This window comes from Beggiatoa leptomitoformis, from assembly GCF_001305575.3.
Taxonomy (GTDB): domain Bacteria; phylum Pseudomonadota; class Gammaproteobacteria; order Beggiatoales; family Beggiatoaceae; genus Beggiatoa; species Beggiatoa leptomitoformis.
Window position 1 is genome coordinate 1480635 of the sequence record NZ_CP012373.2, and the last position, 20203, is coordinate 1500837.

Below are 20203 nucleotides of genomic sequence, written 5' to 3' on the forward strand. Positions count from 1 at the left end.
TTGAATTATATTTTTGCATAAAAATCCCGACTGCCGTTTAGCAATCGGGTTTGTGTTAAGAGTTTGGCACAGCTTAATGTTCAGCGCGACAAAATAAACCCAAAAACACCCAACAAAACTTTCAAATTTTCGCCGCTGGAAAAATAGATGTTTTTGTCAATTATTAGGGCGTGTCATCAAATAGTAAAAAATATTACATTATAAGTATATACCCAGATATCGACAAGGATAAAACAATGAGTCGTCGCTATGCCTTAACCGATGAACAATGGTCAAAACTATAGCAACAGTACTATAAAAAGATTAAATGGAATTCAGTAAAAAGAGCTCATCAATAGAACAATGTTGTTGTTTACGGAGAGTCTTAGCCTGAGCCCATTTATGCTCAATAGGATTTAAATCAGGCGAATAAGGGGGTAAATATTCCAAGAGATGCCCAGCGTCTAAAATAGCCTGCTGAATGTCGCTACGTTTATGAAAAGTGGCGTTATCCATCACAATCACAGAATTCTGAGGGAGTTTAGGAAGTAAGTCTTGGGTTATCCAAGCGAAAAAGACATCGGAATTAATCGCCCCAGAAACTAAAGAGACGGTTAATAAACAAAAATTGAGCAAAGCCCCGATGACATTAGTGCGTCCCTTTGCATTCCAGTCTTGCGTGCCAGAGCAACGTTTGCCGATAGGTGCATAACCAAAACGGCGTGGCATATCATGAGCAAAACCACTTTCATCGATGAAAACAATTTGCCTATCGGATTGTTTATAACGGTTCATTTTGTTTTGAAAGACTTGCCGTGCTTCGGGGTTGGCTTTGGGATGTTTGAGTGTTTTTTTTACGGCTAATCCCTAGACGTTTTAACGCATGGCGAATCCCGCCTTCCGTAATCCCAAAACGGGCCGCGCGTTCATAATGGTAAGCATCGGGATATAACGCCACATCTTGTTTTAGGGCCTCCATGTCTATTTTAGTTGGTCTGTTACGTGTCCCTTTGGCTTCCAATACTTTGCTCCACCTGACGACGCTTGCGATGGCTATTTGAAAGCGTTTCGCTACCGCTGCTAGGGTGAGATTTTCTTCTTGTTTCACTTTTAATACTTTTCTACGGAAATCTATTGAATAGGTCATTTCTTATCCTCTTTTTAAAATACGGTTACTATATAAAATACCGTCTCTTGTTGGTCAAGCGGGATAATTTGGCTGTCCTCCTCATCACGAGGATTGAGGTTATTCGAAGGATAAACGATTTATAAAAAATATTAAATAGTGTAATAGATTGTCTAAATTAGGATTTTTAGCACAAATAAAATCCTAATTTGGGTCATTTATGTGGGGATAGGATGGCGGGATGCAGGAGGGTTTACACTATTCAGGCGTTAAATAATTAACGCATATCCAAAACTCTTTTTAAAGCGTGCTTTAAATATTTCGGGTGTAAAAGTATGATTTTGCGCACCATGATGTTCTACTTTGATTGCCCACAATAAGGCTGCAATTCTGCCCGTTGTTTCCCAATCGGCTTCTTTTAGTAATCCGTACAAAACCCCTGCACAAAATGCGTCACGACAGGTATTTGCATCATTAATTGCTCTAACAGGTGGATTAGGAATTTGATAACGCGCGCCTTCTGCATAAATTGTCGCACCGTTGGAACCTTGCATAATAATTAGCGCATCAACCCGTTGTGCAACTTGTTGTGGGTTTAAGCCTGTTTGTTGCTCCATGTACTTGCATTCTTTTTCGTCTAATAAAATCCATTTCGCCTGTTCAATAAATTTGAGTAATTCATCCCCATCAAATTCAAATATATAAGTGCTGGGGTCAAAAATAAATGGTATGTTTGCCTCACTATATTGCAGCGCGTGAATGCGCATTGCTTCCGTGTTGTCTAAAGAGATAGTGCCTAATTTGACATCTTTAGCTTTAGAAACCCGATTGGTATTGGAAAACGTCATAGAACCCGGATGAAAGGCAGTGATGCGGTTGTCATCCATATCAATACTGATAAAACTTTGAGCCGTATAGCTGTGTTCAACGGCGGTAATGTAGTCACGTTGAATGCCAAAATGGTCTAGGCGTTCTGCATAAGGGGCGAAATCAGTGCCAACCGTTGCCATTGGAAGTGGGTTTTCACCCAATAATTTCAGGTTGTAGGCAATATTTCCCGCGCAACCACTAAACTCACGACGCAAATCAGGGAGAGTAAAATGTGCGTCAAGAGTCTGCATGTCATTAAGCAATATGTGATGTTTAAATTTTTCGTTGAACACCATCACTGTGTCGTAAGCAAAAAAGCCGCAAATCAGTGCATTCATGCAAACTCTTCCTAAGTGTATAAAACAGAAATAATAATGGGGTAATGCCCTAACTGTCTAAAATAGAGAGGCAAGTGGATTTTAAACAGTTAAGGACTCAATGAGTTATAACGCTAATTCATATCCAAAACTACTAGCAAATCGTTGTTTAAATTCATCAAGGGTGAAACGATGATTTTGTGTACCATTGCTTTCAATTTTAATCGTGCCAATTAAAGAAGCAATCCGCCCTGTGGTTTCCCAATCCATACCGTTCATTAAGCCGTAAAGTAATCCACCACGAAATGCATCGCCGCAACCTGTTGGGTCAACAAGTGATGAGGCTTTAACACATGGAATTTGATAAGTTTTTTCTTGGGTGTAAATAGTGGAGCCTTCCCCGCCTTTGGTAACAATTAAGCCTTTGGTACGTTCTGCAACTTGTTGCGGGCTTAACCCTGTACGGTCACGCATTAGTTCCCATTCATAATCATTAACAGTGACCCATGTGGCTTGTTCAATGAAGTTTTTCAAGTCATCACCATTAAACATCGGCATCCCTTGACCGGGGTCAAAAATAAAAGGGATATCCGCTTCAGCAAATTGTTTTGCGTGTTCAATCATGCCATCACGTCCATCAGGGGAGATAATCCCAATGGTTACACCTTGCGCATCACTGACTTTATTTTGATGGGAATAGCTCATTGCACCGGGATGAAACGCAGTAATTTGGTTATCATCCATATCAGTTGTAATAAAGGCTTGTCCTGTGTAGCTGTTTTCAATGGTTTTAACATGAGTACGCGCAATCTTGCAGGTATCCATCCATTGGCTATAGGTAGAAAAGTCTGTACCAACAGTAGCCATTGGTAACGGGTCACCGCCTAATAGCTTTAAATTATAAGCAATATTTCCTGCACAACCGCCAAACTCGCGGCGCATATCAGGCACTAAAAAGGAAACATTTAGAATGTGTACTTTTTCAGGCAGGATGTGATTTTTAAATTGGTCTTTAAAAACCATAATAGTATCAAAAGCAAATGAACCACAAATTAAGGCTGACATGCGTTATTTTTCCTTTTAGTCATGCAAAAAGCGCAAAGTTTGCACGAGTTTAGTTGTTTAGTCCAGCAGTAAGCAGTTGTTTATCCTTGCGCAAAGATATTTGCATATTCATGTAATTGCTCTGCGGTAAGCAGAAAAACGCCATCTTCTCCCGCTTCAAAAGCTAACCACATAAATGGCACACTGGGGTAGGCTTCCATCAGTGCATATTGGCTCACACCGACTTCGACAATCAACACACCATCAGGCGTTAGATAATCTAAGGCTTCCCGCAAAATACGTTTTGCAAATAGCAGCCCGTCCGCACCCGCTTCTAAGCCTAAACGTGGCTCATGGTGATATTCGGCGGGCATAGTAGCGAGTTCATCCCTATCTACATAGGGCGGATTAGAGACGATGAGGTTATAACGAATACCTTTTAAACTGCTAAATAAATCTGATTGCACCGTATAAACACGGTCTTGTATGTCATAACCATCTATATTCGCTTGCGCAATAGCTAACGCCTCAGGAGAAATATCTACAGCATCAACTTCTGCATCAGGGAACGCTAGTAATGCGGTTGCAATGGCAATACAACCACTGCCTGTGCATAAATCTAATACGCGATAAATCTTCTCGGGATTAACCCATGGTTCATAATGCTTTAGTATCAACTCCGCAATGGGAGAACGCGGAATTAAAACATGCGGATTTACTTTAAATTGTAAACCTGCAAACCATGCAATCCCCGTTAGATAAGCAGCGGGAATACGTTGCCCTATGCGTTTTTCTATGATGGTAAACAACGCCTGTTTCTCTGCGTAAGTCAGGCGCGACTCCCATAAAAAGGCGGGAACATTATTCGGTAAATGGAGGGTGTGCATGACCAGCCAAACGGCTTCATCAATCGCGTTGTCTGTGCCATGCCCAAAATAGAGCTGTGCTTCATTAAAACGGCTAGCACTCCAGCGGATAAAATCAGCAGGGGTGTGCAGTTCATCAATGGGGTATTCCATGATTTAGTTTATACGTATGCAGGGGGAAATTAAATTTCCACTGTGAAAATAGAGCCTTGTGGCTGATTTGGGGTAACAAAAATTTTACCTTGATGGGCAGTAATCACCATTTTACAAAAAGCCAGCCCTAAGCCAATTTGTGAGATACCTTTTTTCTTTAAATCAACTACTTCAAATTTTTCAAATACGCGTTCTCGGTATTCTTCAGGAATGCCCGTTCCCTCATCTATGATTTCCATGCGTAAATGGTCACAAGTATTTTCATCCATAAAGGTTGTTATGCGCAAAGTAACCGTTGAATGTGCAGGCGAATATTGAATGGCATTTGCCATTAAGTTATCCATAACACGACGGAATAAATGGCTATCTAAAAAGAACTTTATGGGTTTATCAGGCAATGCTAAAGATAATTGGACATTACGCGACTCAGCAATAATACTAAAATGCTGCTGCGTTTCTAAGGCGAGTTCATTGACATTCGTACTTGTTGGATGAATAAGGAGCTTGTTTTCCTCCATTTTTGCCATCATCAACATATCATTTACAAAAGAATCCAGCCTATCCGCCGCCATTAAAATACGCTCTACATGTGTTTGCGTCGTTTCATCGGTGGCTGTCTCACCAATTAAGGTTGCGTGCAACAAAATAGACGTTATAGAACTCGACATGTCATGAATCACCATATTTGACAATTCTTGACGGAGTTTTAACATCGTTGCTAACTCATCATACTGATGTTTAATCCGTAACATAGAACGCACACGCGCGCGAAGTTCCATCCGATTAATCGGTTTGGAGAGAAAATCATCTGCACCAGCTTCTAAGCCCTGCGCAAGAATCTCTTTTCGTTCTAAAGAAGAAATTAAAATAATAGGAATGTGTTGTAATTCCGCCTGCTCGCGAATCCGTTGGCAAACAGAAAAACCATCAATATCGGGTAACATCACATCCAACAAAATTAAATCAGCAGTATGCGCAGACAACCAATCCAACAAGGCTTTTCCAGTGACTAATTGTTGAATTTCATATTTTTCACCGTTAAGCGTACTTTCTAATTGCTCACGGATGACGGATTCATCGTCAACAATCAAGATTTTGCTGGACTGGATCATTGGGAATCTATCCTTCTGTTAGGGCAGTATGTTAAGGAAAAAGTTTGGTTCACAAGGCTTATTTAACAAATATTTTTCTCAACGCAAGTGGTAAAATAGGCAACTCAATAATAAAAAAATCTGATAACTTTATATAAGCCTATTCATACACCTTCACCAGAAAAATAGCTTGAAACTGTCTGAAGTGATTGTAAATACATAAATGGGCGTTAATTATACTGTAATTTTGATTGAATAGCTCTGATAAGGATGGTTATGGTCTTAAAACATTATGATGTCATTGTAATCGGGAGCGGTCCTGGTGGCGAAGGAGCTGCTATTAAAGCCGCAAAAGCGGGTAAATCTGTTGCACTGATTGAAAAACACAAAATCGGTGGCAACTGTACCCATTGGGGAACAATCCCTAGTAAGTCCCTACGCCATGCCATGCAACGCTTGGTTGAATTTAAGTCTAATCCTTTATTCGAACACGTTTCTCACCGCCTAAATATTCAATATCCTGACCTATTAAAAAGTGCTGCAGGTGTTATTGACCGCCAAGTTCGGATGCGTCAAGACTTTTATGACCGTAATCACGTCGATGTTATTTATGGACATGCACGCTTTATCAATTCTAATACCATAGAAGTTATTGAAGATGACGGTAGTATTGGCAAACAATACGAAGGAGATGGTTTTGTTATTGCAACAGGTTCACGCCCCTATCGTCCGCGCGATGTCGATTTTACCCATCCACGAGTTTGCGACAGCGATACCATTTTACAACTAAAGCAAACACCTGATTCAATTACTATTTATGGGGCTGGTGTTATCGGTTGTGAATATGCCTCTATCTTCCGTGGATTAGGTGTAAAAGTCAATTTAATCAATACACGCGACAAACTACTCGCCTTCTTAGATGATGAAATTATTGATGCTTTAGCCTATCACCTACGGGAACGTGGCATTATCATTCGCCACAATGAAGAATATTCCTCCGTAGAAGCGACTAACGAGTCAGTCACACTACACTTACAATCAGGTAAAGCGATTAGAAGCGAGTTGCTACTTTGGGCAAACGGACGCACAGGGAACTCCCAAAACATGGGATTGGAAGATGTGGGTATCACACTTAATCGTCGCGGACAACTCGATGTTAATGAAAAATACCAAACCAACTTACCCCATGTTTATGCCGTTGGCGACATCGTTGGACACCCAAGTCTTGCCAGTGCTGCCTATGATCAAGGCCGTTTTGCAGGCACAGAACTGGTTGATGGTTTCTGTGAATATCATCTCGTTGCCAACATTCCCACTGGCATCTACACTGCACCTGAAATTAGCTCTGTAGGCAAAACTGAAAAAGAATTGACTGAAGAAAAAATACCTTACGAAGTCGGACACTCTTTTTTCCGTAGCCTTGCACGCGCTCAAATCACAGGGCAAACCGTAGGCATGTTAAAAATACTCTTTCACCGAGAAACACTTGCCATTTTAGGCATACACTGTTTTGGTGCAGAAGCCTCAGAAATTATACATATCGGTCAAGCCATCATGGCACAAAAAGGTGAGGCCAATACCGTACTCTATTTCGCCAATACCACCTTCAATTATCCCACCATGGCAGAAGCCTATCGCGTTGCTGCCTTAAACGGCTTAAATCGTTTATAAACAGTGAATTGGTGCGAATTATATTCGCACCCCCCTTCTTTATGCGCGCTCAAAACCTTCTCAAACTCACTAAAACCAGCGTAGAAAAACTGCCCTATCCTGATGTAGGACAAGTTTTTTATCGCGATACCGAACTTAAGGGCTTTGGATTGCGCGTTACCAAAGGCTCAAAAACCTATATTGTCGAAAACAGCATCAGGGGCAGAGCCTGTCGCGTGACTATTGGTAAACAAACGGTTTTTACTGCCGAACAAGCGCGCATCATCGCCAAAAAACTACTGGCGGATATCGCGGTTGGCATCAATCCCAATGCGCAAAAAGTTCTGGAACGGGTAAAAAATATTACCTTAAACACGGTTTTTCAAGAATTTATTACTGTTCGCACACTTAAACCAAAAACCTGTTACACCTATAGACAGTGTTTTGAACACATTTTTAAATCATGGCATCACAAACAAATTACTGACCTCAGCAAAACACTGATTGCTGAACACTATCAGCACACCTGCCAACAACATGGAGATGCGTATGCTAACCTCTGTTTCCGTCTTCTGCGTTCCGTGCTTAATTTCGCCAATGCCAGCTATGATGATTTACTCCCGATTAATCCCGTCAACGTACTAAGCGATAAACACCAATGGAAAACCATTAGTAGGCGTAATCGCTTTATCAAAACGCATCAATTATCCAACTGGTGGCAAGCCGTTGAACAACTAAATAACACAACATTACGAGACTATTTCCAACTGTTACTTTTAACAGGTTTACGAAAGCAAGAAGCCGCAACATTGCAATGGTCATCGGTTGACCTTAATGAAAAAACCCTAACTGTTTTAGACACTAAGAACTCTCAGCCGCACACGCTTCCTTTAAGTAGCTACTTATACACGTTACTTCAGCAACGCCAACAACAGGCCAAAAATATTTGGGTATTTCCCAATCCCAACACACAAAAACCTTTTGTAGAACTTCGTCAACAACTTAAAATTATTACTGAATACTCAGGCATTACTTTCAACTGCCATGATTTGCGTCGCACGTTTGCAACCCTTGCGGAAGGTTTGGATATTTCCAGCTACGCGATAAAACGCTTGTTGAATCACAAACAAAATCAAGATGTCACAGCAGGATATATTGTAGTTGATGTAGAACGCCTGCGCGAACCCATGGAAAAAATTACGGCGGTGATATTACAGGCGGTTTTGGCGGGGAGAGAGAAGTAGTTAGTGATATTCCTAAATGAAAGCAATGGATACGGGAGTTGTCTGAATATCTGTTGTTAGTGCGATTCGTTTATGAATAATTCTGGTTCAGATAGTTTCAGACCATGCCTTATTTTTATAATACAGGCAGGGTTGCTTGCGGAAATTGATACGCCTCTGGATAAATCACGCCTTGAAAATAAAGTCCACTTGCAGGGGCTGTTACGCCACCAGCGGTGCGGTCACAGGCATCTAATACTTGTTTTGCCCATTCGGGGGATTGCTCACTACAGCCTATAGCGATTAAAACACCCGCAATATTTCTAACCATGTGATGTAAAAATGCATTAGCGCATATTTCAATAATAACATAATCTTGTTGTCGCTTGATGGTTAAGTATTTTATGGTTCTCACAGGATTTTTTGCCTGACATCCTACTGCTCGATACGAAGTAAAATCATGTGTTCCCAATAGGTAATCACCGCCCGCTTGCATGCGTTCTATATCCAAAGGGCGATAATCCCATGCAACTTTATTAATTAAGAGTGCGGGGCGTACCGTACGGTTAAGAATAACATAGCGATAATAGCGTCCGAGTGCTGAAAAACGTGCGTGAAAGTGGTCATCAACAGGTTGCGCCCATAATATACCTATATCGTTGGGCATATTCACATTCGTGCCTAGTATCCAAGAACGCATTGTACGTTCAGCGGTCACATTAATATGAATGACTTGGGATAATGCGTGTACCCCTTTATCGGTGCGTCCTGCACAGATTGCCGTCACGGGATGGTTAGCAACGATAGACAAAGCATGTTCGACACAACCTTGTACGGTACGCACGCCAGCTTCTTGAATTTGCCAGCCGCAAAATTCAGCCCCATTGTATTCAACGCCTAATGCAATTCTCATGTTTCACATTAACCTATTAAAAACAAAAAACCTTCAAGATAAAGCATCCTGAAGGTTTTTAATAAATTATTGATTTTACATTATTTAGCACGAAGAAAATCGCCTAAACAGTAGCGGGTATCAGGATAAGGTGTTAGCTGATTTCTGACATGATAGCTTCTGCTTTTTGTTTTTGTTCGGCATTTCCTTCACTGATGATTTCCGCCAGTAAATTACGTGCAGTATCATTATCTTCCATATCACGATACATTTGGGCTAGATCAAATTTATCGCTGATGTCATCGCCTGTATCAAACCCTAAATCACTCTCTTGTAAACCACTTGTTAAGCCTGAATCGTCTAAGCCTAAGCCCATGTCAGCACCTGATAAATCATCATCAAGGCTGAGACCACCTGTATCCATGTCTAGGCTATTCATGTCTTCTAAACTGGATAAGTCGTCATTGTCTAACCCTAGAGATAGTTCATCGCCTGTTTCTAAGTCATTATCATCTGTTAATGAAAGACCGCTATCATCATCTAGCCCTAAACCAAGGTCATCACCCATATCTAAACCGAGGTCACCATCCCCCATGTCTAAACTAGAGCTAGCAGTATCGTCACCACCCATATCCATATCTAAACTGAGGTCATCATCACCCATGTCTAAACTAGAACTGGCAGTATCGTCACCACCCATATCCATATCTAAACTGAGGTCACCATCCCCCATGTCTAAACCAGAGCTAGCAGTATCGTCACCACCCATATCCATATCTAAACCAAGGTCACCATCACCCATGTCTAAACTAGAACTGGCAGTATCGTCACCACCCATATCCATATCTAAACCGAGGTCATCATCACCCATGTCTAAACTAGAACTGGCGGTATCGTCACTACCCATATCCATATCTAAACCGAGGTCATCATCACCCATGTCTAAACTAGAACTGGCAGTATCGTCACTACCCATATCCATATCTAAACCGAGGTCATCATCACCCATGTCTAAACTAGAACTGGCGGTATCGTCACTGCCCATATCCATATCTAAACTCAGGTCATCATCACCCATGTCTAAACTAGAACTGGCGGTATCGTCACTGCCCATATCCATATCTAAACTTAAGTCATCATCCCCCATGTCTAAACTAGAACTGGCGGTATCGTCACCACCCATATCCATATCTAAACCAAGGTCACCATCACCCATGTCTAAACTAGAGCTGGCAGTATCGTCACCACCCATATCCATATCTAAACTTAAGTCATCATCACCCATGTCTAAACTAGAACTAGCAGTATCGTCACCACCCATATCCATATCTAAACCAAGGTCATCATCACCCATGTCTAAACCAGAACTAGCGGTATCGTCACCACCCATATCCATATCTAAACCGAGACCATCATCACCCATGTCTAAACTAGAACTGGCGGTATCGTCACTACCCATATCCATATCTAAACTTAAGTCATCATCACCCATGTCCAAACTAGAATTGGCAGTATCGTCACTGCCCATATCCATATCTAAACCGAGGTCATCATCACCCATGTCTAAACTAGAGCTGGCAGTATCGTCACTACCCATATCCATATCTAAACCGAGGTCATCATCACCCATGTCTAAACTAGAGCTAGCAGTGGTATCCTCATCTAAATTAAAATCTAGTTCGTCTGCTTCAGCGTCGCTACTAGCCGCTAATAAACCAGCACCTATTGCTGCACCACCAACAGCCGCAGCGGCTAATCCTGCCTTGGTTGTAGAAGTTTCACCGAGTTGTCGACCACTGTCCAAATCTTGCCATAATGCCTGTGTTCTGTCCCACAATGCCCCGTCACCACCCGTTGCATCATGTAATATTTTTGCTTCTGCTTCAAACTCATTAGTTTTCTTTGCCGCAGCCAATACTTCTAGCAATTTCATGCGGTATTCTTGTTGATTTGGATTTTCTGCAAGCGCATTACGAAGCAAGTCTTCAGCTTGGTCATAGCGTTCATACGCCATGTAAACTTCAACTTCTTCAAACAATTCATCATTAACAACCCCAGTTGAATTATCTTCTTCTGAGATTTTTTCCATCAGCGCGGTAATATCATCATCAACAGGTGTATCTTCTTCAAGAGTTGTATCATCAGTATCTGTTGATTGCAGTTTTTCTTCAGCTTCTAATCGCTCTAATTCAGCTCGAACATCCTCTTCTTCTTGTTCTTGACGTTTACGCCGACGAGAAAGGAAGAATGCGCCCCCGCCTAAGAGTAACAAGCCACCACCAATCCCGCCCAATGTCATAATGCCACCGGGAACTGTGTCTTCAACAATATCTAATAAACTAGTTGGTTCAATAGATTGTTCTGTTTCTGCTGGTTTTTCTACATTTTCAGCAGCCGTAGCAGTTGGTTCAGTCGTTGCGGTCGGTTCGGTAGCCGTTGTAGCAGTGGTTGTAGTTGTATTTTCTACAGGGGTTATTGCTGTTGGTTCAACAGATGGTGTTGTACTAAGATCGACAACATTTGGATTACTGGGGGTTGTTGTGTTGGTTGCAGGCGTTGCGCTTGTTGCTGTTGTTTCTACAGGGGTTGCAACAGTCGGTTTTGCTGTGTTGGTGGTTGTTGTAACAACAGGAGGTGTTTCTGTCGGATTAACAGGTTTTACCTCAGCAGGACTCACCGTAGCACTGGGTTCAACGGTTGCAGTTGTTGTTTTCTCTGCTGGCGGTGTTGTTGCAGGTTTACCCAATTGTACTTGTAATGTAGCCAACTGTTCATTTTGCAGTTTAATGAGTGTGTTCAACTCATCCAACTGTTTTTTCATGGTAACAATTAGGTCATTATTTTTCTGTAAGTCTTCTTTAAGCGTTTTATTTTCATTGCTTAAACGAAGGTTTTCTTCTTCTACACGGGAGAGTGATGATTTTAATTGGTTTAGCTCGACACTTTTACCTGCATCACCCGCTTGTGCATTGTTTCCTTGCTCTAAACCTGCAATACGGACGGCGGGTTCATCCGCCAATTTGGGTCCCGTTTGTGCCGATGCTGCTTTAAGCGCGGATTCTGGTGCTTTTGCAGGTTTTTTCTGTGTATTTTTTGGACGAGGGGTACTTGCTGCTGAGGCAACAGCACGATTGACTTCTTGAGGTTTTATTGTTCCGTCAAAATCTGGCACACGTAACACTTGCCCAGCTTTTAAACGGTTCATATTACCACCAATAAAAGCATCGGGATTCGCGTCAAAAATACTATTCATGTGCTGACGCAGGGAAGTATCGCTAGGAAGCGTACGACTTGCAACCAGTGATAAGCTATCACCACTTGCTGTGCGATATTCTCCACCGCTGACATTGCCACCCGTACCACGCGCTTTACCCGCAGGGCGCAACAATGTTGTTTTGTTTGCACCCATCGTACTGACTGTTGCGGGCGGTTGTGCACTCGCAATTTTAGGTTCGTATAATGGAGGGTCAAGCAATGCAGTATATTCGCGGAGAATACGTCCACTTGGCCATTTTACTTCAACCAGAAAATTTAAAAATGGCTCTTTAATTGGTTGATTTGTCTTGACATGAATCACTGCTTGCGTTGCATCAGTTGATTCTATTTCAAAGCGTAACTCATTCAACACATAAGGGCGTTCTATACCTGCACGACGGAAGGCTTCCGCAGAGGCTAAAGTAGCTACAAGACTATCTTTATTGTTATCCAATTTTGGAATAGACAATACGTTAATCTTTGCTTTAAACGGTTCATTGAGATGAGAAGTTACTTCTATATTGCTCAATCCCAAAGCGTTTGCGTTAGTGCTGAATAGTATGCTTGATAAAGCTAAGGCTAACGGTAGTTTGCGCGTCATCACGATCTCCTTCTTTTACCTATACCGGTGAGTATGCCCGTGCAGGTAGCGGGAGGCAGTCTTTGTTACTGGGTCGCCGCATGCACGATGGGAATTGGGGCTATGTAGCAATCCCGGTAAGCCTTGATAGATCAGCACGACATACCTCTCTCAACTTTGGTATTTAGAACTGGTATATGAACAGTGAAATTAATAAATGTAGTTTAAAATAAACCTGCTAAAAGACTACAGATTAAAAATTGTATGTCAATATACCAAGTTCCAAGCCATATCTCGAATATACTTTATAATTTACCACTAACTATAAATTATATATAGTCTTTTATTAAAATTTCTGCAATTTGAATACTATTTAAGGCAGCACCTTTACGGATATTGTCTGAAACAACCCATAGATTCAAGCCTCGAGGGTGGGAAAGGTCTTCACGAATACGTCCCACAAACACAGGGTCTTTACCAGCGGCCTCGGTCACTGCGGTAGGATAACCACCAGCAACACGCTCATCTAATACAACAATACCGGGTGCTTTGCTGAGTAAGGCACGTGCTTGTTCAGCCGTGATTTTATCGCGGGTTTCAATATGGACAGCTTCAGAATGTCCGTAAAAAACAGGTACTCGTACTGCGGTTGGATTGACAAGAATCTTGTCATCTTCCATGATTTTATGTGTTTCCCACACCATTTTCATTTCTTCTTTGGTGTAGCCGTTATCCATAAACACATCAATATGAGGTAAAACATTAAAGGCGATTTGTTTGGGGTAAACGTCAGCCGTAATGGGCTTACCATTGAGTAGTGCTGCGGTTTGATTTGCAAGCTCTTCAATGGCTTCTTTGCCTGTACCCGATACAGATTGATAGGTTGCAACGTTAATACGTTCAATACCAACAGCATCATAAATGGGTTTTAAGGCAACCAGCATTTGAATGGTAGAACAGTTTGGATTGGCAATAATATTGTGTTTCTTATACTGCGCAATAGCATGGGCATTTACCTCAGGCACAATCAGAGGAATATCGGCATCTTGACGAAATTGTGACGTATTATCCACCACCACACAGCCCGCAGCACCCGCTTTTGGTGCGTAAATCTTAGAAACTGAGGCACCGGGGGAGAATAAGCCAATTTGCACTTTACTGAAGTCGAATTGCTCTAAATCTTCAACGACTACACTTTTACCTTTAAACTGCAAGCGAGTCCCCGCTGAACGATTGCTAGCAACAGGATATAAATTCCCAATGGGAAAATTCCGTTCTTCTAAAATGGACATCATGGTTTCGCCCACCGCACCCGTTGCACCAACAACGGCAACATCAAACAAACGACGACTCATTTCGCTTTATTCTCCAAAAAACAGTTTGATTTATAGTTAATTGCATTAACTTTATGTCAAGTCTATCTGCTTTGCAAAGTCTGATAGTTATCTTACTTAACATGATAAAGACACGATTTCTCGTGTCTTTATGCAGGTGTTATGCGAATAAATCCGCATTTGCATTATTATTTATTAGGCTTGTAAGGCGTTTAACACGGCCGCGCCCATTTCTTGGGTATTAACCAGTTTGTATTGCGTTGTTGTTGCACTGCCTAAAATATCGCGCGTGCGTAACCCATCACTCAATACTTTTTTCACTGCGGTTTCAATTTTATCCGCTAAATCTGCACGGTTTAAACTAAACCGCAACATCATCGCAACGGATAAAATAGTGGCTAATGGGTTTGCAATCCCTTTGCCCGCAATATCTGGTGCAGAACCATGAATAGGTTCATACATGCCTTTATTATTCGCGTCTAATGAGGCAGATGGTAACATGCCGATAGAACCCGTTAATTGCGAGGCGAGGTCAGATAGAATATCCCCGAAAATATTTGTTGTAACAATCACATCAAATTGTTTTGGGTAACGAACCAATTGCATGGCTGCATTGTCCACGTATAAGTGGCTCAGTTCTACGTCAGGGTATTGTTTACCAACACGAATAACGACTTCACGCCAGAATTCAGTACATTCTAAAACATTAGCTTTATCAACAGAGCATAATTTCTTTTGGCGTTTTTGCGCACTTTGGAAACCAACGTGAGCAATCCGTTCGATTTCACTTTCGCTATACACCATCGTGTTAAAACCTTGTCTCTCACCATTTTCTAGGGTGCGAATACCACGTGGTTGACCAAAGTAAATATCCCCTGTTAATTCACGCACAATTAAAATATCTAACCCTGAAACAATTTCAGGCTTTAAGGGGGACGCATCAGCTAATTCAGGATAAATAGAGGCTGGGCGTAAGTTTGCAAATAAATTCAGGGCAGAACGTAAACCCAATAATCCCTTTTCAGGACGCAAAGAAATATCTAAAGGTTCCCACTTTACACCCCCAACCGCGCCTAACATCACGGCATCCGCCCGTTTTGCCAGTTCTAGGGTTTCTGGGGGAAGCGGATGACCTTTTACATCATAAGCAATACCGCCAACCAATCCTTCTTCTAATGCAATATCTAAACCATGAGAAGTTTTTAAGAAGTTAAGGACTTTTACAGCCTCCGCCATGATTTCAGGTCCAATCCCATCACCGGCTAAAATCGCTATGGTCTTTGTCATTCCAGCTCTCTCAATATATTAATTTAATTATGTATTTTAACTGCTAGGTGGAGCAAGTTTATTAGCTATTTTGTCAGAATCAGAATTGACAAACACGCAGGACTGGCAAGATATTAAACCCTCAGTTTGAGCGTTTTATGAATCCTAACAATCCTGATTCAGACAGGGAGCGAATAAAATCGCTCCTCAGTGGAAAACGTCTTGGCTTAGAACAGCCACGCCGCTTTTTGCTTGCGTTGGTTTTCATACGTGCTGATTTCAGCCGCATGTTGCAATGTTAAACCGATATCATCTAAACCATTTAACAAGCAGTATTTTCTAAAGGCATCCACTGTAAATGGAATAGTTGTTTTACTGGGTGTTGTGATGGTTTGCGCAGAAAGGTCAATTAACAAACGATAGCCTTCTGAGCTGGTCACTTCTTTAAACAGTTTGTCGATAGTTGCCTCATCTAAAATAATAGGCAATACACCGTTTTTGAAGCAGTTATTATAAAAAATATCTGCGTAACTGGGAGCGATAAGGGTACGAAAACCATAATCCAGTAATGCCCAAGGCGCGTGTTCACGACTTGAACCACATCCAAAATTTTGTCGTGTTAGTAAGACTTCCGCGCCCGCATAGCGAGGTTGATTTAACACAAACTCTTTATTCAGTGGGCGGTTTGTGCAGTCTTGACCGGGTTCGCCATGGTCTAAATACCGCCATTCGTCGAATAAATAAGGACCAAAACCCGTGCGATGGATGGATTTTAAAAATTGTTTTGGAATAATCGCGTCCGTATCTACATTAACACGATCTAACGGGGCAACTAAACCATCAAGTGTTGTAAATGCTTGCATAATTATGTGTCTAACAAGTGAATAACGACTAAAAAACTAACGGGGTTTGCAAGAGTAATGCGTCCCCCATACCAACAAACGCTTTATTCTACTACGCTTACTTTCGCAAAGTGACGTTTTCCAACTTGATAAACATGTTGGGTGTTCGCCGCAATTTGTAAGCCCTTATCACTGATTTTTTCACCATCAATTTTTACCGCGCCCGCAGCAATCATTCGCAAGGCATCGGAAGTACTAGCGGTTAATCCCGCTTCTTTTAACAAATTAGCAATGGGCAATGAAGGCTTTCCTGCTAATGTTAAGGTTGTTTCTGGTAAATCATCAGGGATTTCTTTTTGTTTAAAGCGTGCTACAAAATCAGTATAGGCTTGTTCTGCGGCAGGTGCGTTGTGAAAACGGGTTACAATTTCTTGCGAAAATGCTACTTTCACATCACGGGGATTTCCCCCTTGTTTAACACATGATTTCCATTGCTGAATTTCCGCAGGTGTTTTAAAACTCAACAGATCAATATATCGCCACATCAAATTGTCAGAAATGGACATGAGTTTGCCAAAAATTTCGCTAGCAGGTTCTTGAATACCAATGTAATTACCCAGCGATTTGGACATTTTTTGTACACCGTCTAAGCCTTCTAAAATAGGCATGGTTAAGACGACTTGTGGTTCTTGTCCATACTGTTTTTGTAATTCACGTCCTACCAGTAAATTAAATGTTTGGTCTGTGCCACCCAGTTCTATATCGGATTTTAATGCAACAGAATCATAGCCTTGAACTAATGGGTATAGAAATTCGTGAATCGCAATGGATTGACCTGTTGTATAACGTTTGTGAAAATCATCCCGTTCTAACATACGGGCAACGTTATATTTTGCGGCTAGTTGAATCATGCCAACTGTGCCTAGTTCATTCATCCATTCGGAATTAAAACGTGTTTCGGTTTTTTCAGGGTCTAAAATCTTAAAAATTTGTGCCTGATAGGTTTTAGCATTTTCTAAAACTTGTTCACGAGTAAGTGGCTGACGAGTAACATTTTTTCCTGTTGGGTCGCCTATCATACCTGTAAAATCACCAATTAAGAAAATAACCTGATGACCTAACATTTGGAAATGACGTAATTTATTAATTAGTACGGTATGTCCTAAATGTAAATCGGGTGCGGTTGGGTCAAATCCTGCTTTAACGCGCAAGGGTTTACCCCGCGCTAACTTGGTGATTAATTCAGGTTCGAGCAGTAATTCGTGAACGCCTTGTTTAATTTGTGCTAATGCTTCCGCTGCGGTAGCCATGAAAACCTCAAAAACAACGAACAGATTATCTTGATTAGCTTAACATAAACTGGTTGGACTGTTGTGATTAAATAGAACGAAAATCTCGTTTTGATGTGTATTCATTTCAGTTACTTTATAACAATTTGTAAAGTATAATTTTATTATCATGAATAGGCGTACAGAGACCCGCTTTATTTTAAGATTAGATGGATCATACGATAGAAATTGACAGTCATTTAGCGTCGATGTAGGCTAATTCTCCCATTCAACGTGATGATGAAGGATGTTAATGATGGATCCTATTCTTGGTATGGTTTGTTTGTTCCCTTGGAATTGGGATACAGCGGGTTGGGCAAAATGTAACGGACGTTTGTTACAAATTTCTCAAAACCCAGCACTTTATTCTCTATTAGGCAACGAGTTCGGTGGAACACCGGGGCAGACTTTTGCGCTACCTAGTATCCCAGCGATTAAAACAGCTAATGGTGGTGATGTTGACTACTATATTGCGACTCAAGGTGTCTATCCTTATCGGGAATGAAGTTTATAGATTAATAAGTTGAATTGACAATGAATCAATCAACAATGGGGTATCGACTAAGTAGGGTAGATTAATTATCCACCCTACGTTTCCAATACTGTCTGACGACATTAGAAAATATGCAAAAGTTAATTATGCCTGAGTCATTAGCATCTTAATTTTTAGCCAGTTTAATCAAAAAGATTATAATCTTGTTTCGTGATTGTTTGATGTTGCTTTCAGACTGCCCGAATGATGGCTTTTGTACCTTCCCATGTTAATACGCCATTACAAGATAAATGCCATTTGTAAACCCCTTCAGCAATTTCATCTTTAGTTCCATAAGTTGGAACTAGGCATTCTATATCTGTTGCAAGATGTTCATGTCCATCAACAATAACCCGCCAGACATACGCCTGATTTTCCGTGCTTTCATACAATGTATTAAATCGTAAACTAATCAAGTTCCCTCCTATCACCACTATTTGAGTTAGATAAAAAGATGATACGAGTGTAACAAAATAGACTGGTGATACTTAAGATGATTTATTTATGGCTATAGATGCAAGAAATAGCGGGGCGAATTTGTTCACCCCACATGATGCGTTTATGGTTTTACCGTTCGTACTTTGCTTGCTGCCAATTTCGCGTGTTCCCGAGCCTCTTCTACCGTTTTCCCCATCGCTAAAGCAACGCCCATACGCCGTTTTATAAAGGCTTCAGGCTTACCAAATAAACGTAAGTCTGTTTGCGGAATTTGTAATGCCTCATCAATCCCCTCATAAATTAAGCCGTTTTCACTGTCATAACCCCCATAAATAACGGCACTTGCCCCCTCATTACGTAAAGCGGTAGAAACGGGTAACCCTAATAAAGCACGAGCATGTAATTCAAATTCATTTTGCATTTGTGTCACCATCGTAACCATGCCTGTATCATGCGGGCGGGGACTCACCTCGCTAAACCACACCTGATCACCCTTAACAAATAATTCCACCCCAAAAATACCGCGTCCGCCAAGATTATCCGTCACTTTTCTTGCCATTTCCTGCGCTATTTTTAAGGCGGTGGGGGTCATTGCCTGTGGTTGCCAACTTTCGACATAATCCCCTTGTTTTTGAATATGTCCGATAGGTTCACAAAAATAGGTTTCAATCTCACCTTTGCTATTCAATGCACGAACTGTCAACAAAGTAATTTCAAAATCAAAATCAATAAACTCTTCAACAATCACCGTACCACCGCTAACCCGTCCTGCACTCATTGCATGTTGCCAAGCAGAATGGATGTCTTCGGCATTATGTAACATAGATTGTCCTTTACCTGAAGAAGACATAACAGGTTTTACAAAACAAGGAAAACCAATTGTTTCAATATGGCTACGTAATTCCGCTTCAGAATTAGCATAAGCATAACGAGATGTTGGAATTTTTAAAACGTCAGCGGCTAAACTACGAATACGCTCCCGATTCATCGTTATTTGAGCAGCACGGGCGGTAGGGACAACTTGCGCAAGTCCTGCCTGTTCAATTTCTAGCAACATATCCGTAGCAATTGCTTCAATTTCAGGCACAATAATATCAGGCTTTTCCAACACGACTAACGCATGTAGCGCATGTGGATTCGTCATATCAATCACATGAAAACGGTGTGCAACTTGATGTCCCGGTGCATTAGGATAACGATCAACCGCAATCACTTCCACGCCTAACCGTTGTAAAGCAATAATAACTTCTTTGCCCAATTCACCACTGCCTAATAACATAACTTTGAGCGCGGTTGCGGTGAGCGGTGTGCCTAGCTTCATACTGAGTACCTATACTTAAAATGAAATAAACATCATTCTAACAAGGCAGGTCATCTATACGGTAGAATAGTGAATAAAGAATCTCAAAAGTAGCAC

General features: G+C 41.3%; 17 protein-coding genes. 3 read left to right on the forward strand and 14 right to left on the reverse strand.

Annotated features, from left to right (window positions below; translation table 11 throughout):
• Window positions 1–303: 303 nt before the first annotated feature.
• From AL038_RS18490 to AL038_RS06150, 6 genes are all read right to left on the reverse strand, one after another.
• Window positions 304–774, reverse strand: coding sequence for an IS630 family transposase (locus tag AL038_RS18490; RefSeq protein WP_106405021.1), 471 nt, complete (start codon window positions 772–774; stop codon window positions 304–306).
• The gene (locus AL038_RS18495; RefSeq protein WP_062150062.1) at window positions 761–1126 is read right to left on the reverse strand and encodes an IS630 transposase-related protein; all 366 of its coding nucleotides are present in this window, start codon (window positions 1124–1126) and stop codon (window positions 761–763) included. Before AL038_RS18495 ends, AL038_RS18490 begins: the two co-directional genes overlap by 14 nt.
• Window positions 1127–1374: 248 nt before the next feature.
• Window positions 1375–2313, reverse strand: a complete 939-nt coding sequence (locus AL038_RS06135; protein WP_062150473.1) for a carbohydrate kinase family protein — start codon at window positions 2311–2313, stop codon at window positions 1375–1377.
• Window positions 2314–2418: 105 nt separating this feature from the next.
• Window positions 2419–3357, reverse strand: a complete 939-nt coding sequence (locus AL038_RS06140) for a carbohydrate kinase family protein (protein WP_062150475.1) — start codon at window positions 3355–3357, stop codon at window positions 2419–2421.
• A gap of 80 nt (window positions 3358–3437) precedes the next feature.
• Window positions 3438–4355, reverse strand: coding sequence for a 50S ribosomal protein L3 N(5)-glutamine methyltransferase (gene prmB / locus AL038_RS06145; RefSeq protein WP_201800132.1), 918 nt, complete (start codon window positions 4353–4355; stop codon window positions 3438–3440).
• A 29-nt stretch (window positions 4356–4384) separates the two neighbouring features.
• Window positions 4385–5467, reverse strand: coding sequence for a hybrid sensor histidine kinase/response regulator (locus tag AL038_RS06150; protein WP_062150478.1), 1083 nt, complete (start codon window positions 5465–5467; stop codon window positions 4385–4387).
• 255 nt (window positions 5468–5722) lie between these two features.
• On the opposite strand from AL038_RS06150, the gene sthA reads away from it, so the two are divergent.
• Together sthA and AL038_RS06160 are read left to right on the forward strand one after the other, a co-directional pair.
• The gene (gene sthA, locus AL038_RS06155; protein WP_062150481.1) at window positions 5723–7117 is read left to right on the forward strand and encodes a Si-specific NAD(P)(+) transhydrogenase; all 1395 of its coding nucleotides are present in this window, start codon (window positions 5723–5725) and stop codon (window positions 7115–7117) included.
• A 41-nt stretch (window positions 7118–7158) separates the two neighbouring features.
• Window positions 7159–8340: a tyrosine-type recombinase/integrase gene (locus tag AL038_RS06160; protein ID WP_062150484.1), complete on the forward strand. Its 1182-nt coding sequence runs from the start codon at window positions 7159–7161 to the stop codon at window positions 8338–8340.
• 115 nt (window positions 8341–8455) lie between these two features.
• On the opposite strand, the gene truA is transcribed toward AL038_RS06160, so the two are convergent.
• From truA to tyrS, 6 genes are all read right to left on the reverse strand, one after another.
• The gene (gene truA, locus AL038_RS06165; RefSeq protein ID WP_062150489.1) at window positions 8456–9232 is read right to left on the reverse strand and encodes a tRNA pseudouridine(38-40) synthase TruA; all 777 of its coding nucleotides are present in this window, start codon (window positions 9230–9232) and stop codon (window positions 8456–8458) included.
• A gap of 133 nt (window positions 9233–9365) precedes the next feature.
• Window positions 9366–13067, reverse strand: coding sequence for a FimV/HubP family polar landmark protein (locus AL038_RS06170; RefSeq protein WP_062150492.1), 3702 nt, complete (start codon window positions 13065–13067; stop codon window positions 9366–9368).
• A gap of 308 nt (window positions 13068–13375) precedes the next feature.
• Window positions 13376–14401, reverse strand: a complete 1026-nt coding sequence (locus tag AL038_RS06175) for an aspartate-semialdehyde dehydrogenase (RefSeq protein WP_062150495.1) — start codon at window positions 14399–14401, stop codon at window positions 13376–13378.
• Between the two features lie 174 nt (window positions 14402–14575).
• The gene (leuB, locus tag AL038_RS06180; protein ID WP_062150498.1) at window positions 14576–15667 is read right to left on the reverse strand and encodes a 3-isopropylmalate dehydrogenase; all 1092 of its coding nucleotides are present in this window, start codon (window positions 15665–15667) and stop codon (window positions 14576–14578) included.
• Between the two features lie 206 nt (window positions 15668–15873).
• On the reverse strand, window positions 15874–16509 hold the full coding sequence (gene leuD, locus AL038_RS06185) for a 3-isopropylmalate dehydratase small subunit (protein ID WP_062150501.1): 636 nt from the start codon (window positions 16507–16509) through the stop codon (window positions 15874–15876).
• 83 nt (window positions 16510–16592) lie between these two features.
• Window positions 16593–17798 carry a tyrosine--tRNA ligase gene (gene tyrS / locus AL038_RS06190; RefSeq protein WP_062150504.1) on the reverse strand — a complete coding sequence of 402 codons (1206 nt, stop codon included), beginning with the start codon at window positions 17796–17798 and terminating at the stop codon, window positions 16593–16595.
• A 271-nt stretch (window positions 17799–18069) separates the two neighbouring features.
• Between tyrS and AL038_RS06195 the strand changes: the two genes are divergently transcribed.
• Window positions 18070–18321 carry a phage tail protein gene (locus AL038_RS06195; RefSeq protein ID WP_201800133.1) on the forward strand — a complete coding sequence of 84 codons (252 nt, stop codon included), beginning with the start codon at window positions 18070–18072 and terminating at the stop codon, window positions 18319–18321.
• Between the two features lie 218 nt (window positions 18322–18539).
• On the opposite strand, the gene AL038_RS06200 is transcribed toward AL038_RS06195, so the two are convergent.
• Window positions 18540–18764 carry a hypothetical protein gene (locus tag AL038_RS06200; protein WP_062150511.1) on the reverse strand — a complete coding sequence of 75 codons (225 nt, stop codon included), beginning with the start codon at window positions 18762–18764 and terminating at the stop codon, window positions 18540–18542.
• Between the two features lie 143 nt (window positions 18765–18907).
• Window positions 18908–20107, reverse strand: coding sequence for a formate-dependent phosphoribosylglycinamide formyltransferase (gene purT, locus AL038_RS06205; RefSeq protein ID WP_062150514.1), 1200 nt, complete (start codon window positions 20105–20107; stop codon window positions 18908–18910).
• Window positions 20108–20203 lie beyond the last annotated feature (96 nt).